We start from the raw sequence: 2,234 nt of genomic DNA, 5'->3' as shown, positions 1-2,234 counted from the left end.
AGCAACCTTGACCGTAACTAAAAAAATGAACATTAATTAAAAGGCGGGTCAAGTCTCGGTGGAAAAACCGGGTCAGTTCTCAGTGGTAATCAACAAAACAGTCTCTTTTATGCTGGAAACCCGCCATTGGGTCACCATGATCATTGCTGTGATTTTAGCCGTTTCAGCCGTAATTTTCCTGCCTAACGTGGTCGCAATATATCCAATAACTACTTATGCTTTTCTGATAATAGCCCTTGCCTTGATATTAGACACCCTTGGGCGCGCTACAGAAGGCCGTAGAGCGCCATTAAAGGTCATCGCATGGATATGTCTACCTTTGGCAGCACTGATCGCTCTAGCGCCCTTAAAAGGCGTATTTGGCGACGTGCAGAACACTGTCCAGGCATGGACAAGTGCAGGATGGTCGCTTCCGCGTGGAATTTGGGAAGCATTTAAGGGATTAAACCGATATTCTGCCCCTCATCAACAGGCGATGCTGATATCTTTAGCCCTTGGGGTCACTGTTGGAGCATTAGCGATCATCATCCCACTAGGCTCGATTTTAGATCCTCGTATTGGCCGCAATCGAAAATCGAATACCGGTCCGTGGCAAGCAGGATGGATGAGCCCGCGGGATATTGCCTGTCTTGCAAGCAATAAGACAGGCCTGCCGCTGGCGCTCCATAATGGTAAATTACTACGCTATCTGAAAAATGATGCGAAGGGTTGGCGTGGCGGCCACCATCTTGTTGTTTCTGGCACACGCGGCGGCAAAGGCGTCAGTGCCGTAATCCCAGCAATTATTGATCATCAAGGACCGGTTGTTGTTTTAGACATCAAGGGGGAGAATTTTGCGGTAACCCGTCGTTATCGGCAATCACTTGGTAGAAAAGTCGCTGTGCTTAATCCTTTCGGGATTATCGAGGATTCCAATGACCAGTTTAATCCTTTGGATTATATTCGTCCGAACGAATTAGGGCGGGACATAGCTCTTGTTGCAGATGGCTTAGTAAGACCCGATCCAGGGGATGGCGCACATTTCTCTGAAATGGCACGGCAGCTCGTAACGGCTGCGATTGAAGTGGTCGTTACGCAAGAAGAGCCCAGTCGCCGCAACCTGATCGCGGTTACAGATCTTCTCTTATCTGGAAACCTAGATGCAACTCTCGAGGCTTGGGTTAAAAACAAAGATCTTGTAGGGCACCGCCCTGCTCAGACAGCTGCGACTATTTTACGTGCAGGAGACAGAGAACGCGGTTCAATTCAAACGGCTGTTTCGAAAGCCTTTGAATGGATGCAATCAGATAATATGCGTCACTTTTTGGCGCGCTCCAGTTTTAACATGGATGATCTTCTTGAGGATCAAGTAGATCTATTCATCGTAGTTCCGTTGGATCAAGTGGATAAGCAGGCAGTGTTTATGCGCCTATTTATCAATCTGGTTTTAGGAACTGTCGTTCGCCAAGATGGGCGACGAAAAGTGAAAGCCCCTATTCTCCTTGCCCTTGATGAATTTGTGCGGATGGGACGGATGGAGCAGATTATGAATATCGCTAACGTCGCAGCAGGCGCTGGCGTTGAGGCGTTGTTCGTGACCCAAGATACGGGCCAAGTTGAGAAGGCGTATGGACCAAATGATGCCCGTTCTATTTTTGGGTCCTGCATTACCAACCGAGTTTTTAATCTCAATGATATTGAAACAGCTGAATGGGTAGCGCGACATTTCGGAGACAATACTGTTTATTCCCAGCAAGTTCGAGAAGCAAAAAGGATTAACGAAAAACGGGATTTTTCATATTCTGAGCAGCGTCAAAAAATAATGACTGCTGAGCAGATTATGGGAATGAAAACCGATGAACTTTTGCTGTTGGTCGGCAATCGTAATCCACTCAAAGCTAAGCAAAATATTTATTTTAAACGTAAAAATTATGATGGGAAATTTGATGGAAATCCGTTGGTTTTATGAAATTTCATAAGGTTATCCACAGTCGCCTAGTGTTATATATGTGTTAATATAGTGTTACGCACCAAAAAACATACGTCAAGTATTTGTTTTATATGTATTTATTCGATAGGTCGGTGGGTGATAACACGAAAGATGGTGGGTAAAAGCACGAAAGATGGTGGGTGATAACACGAAAGACTTGACCTTGGTGGGTGTAGTTGCCCCCGAAAGATCGGTCATTTTTACTGGTTAATTTGCTCCGCGATAAACTCACGGGGTGAACGATATCCTAAAGCTTTATGTGGGT

General features: G+C 45.7%; 1 protein-coding gene. It reads left to right on the top strand.

What is annotated here, in order from left to right:
* Positions 1 to 58 precede the first annotated feature (58 nt).
* On the top strand, positions 59 to 1,948 hold the full coding sequence (locus FHS77_RS15945) for a type IV secretory system conjugative DNA transfer family protein (protein WP_184224897.1): 1,890 nt from the start codon (positions 59 to 61) through the stop codon (positions 1,946 to 1,948).
* Positions 1,949 to 2,234 lie beyond the last annotated feature (286 nt).

The sequence above is a fragment of the Paenochrobactrum gallinarii genome (assembly GCF_014205685.1).
Lineage (GTDB): Bacteria > Pseudomonadota > Alphaproteobacteria > Rhizobiales > Rhizobiaceae > Paenochrobactrum > Paenochrobactrum gallinarii.
Note: the sequence above shows the minus strand (reverse complement) of the source record. Positions and strands in the feature narration are given on the sequence as shown.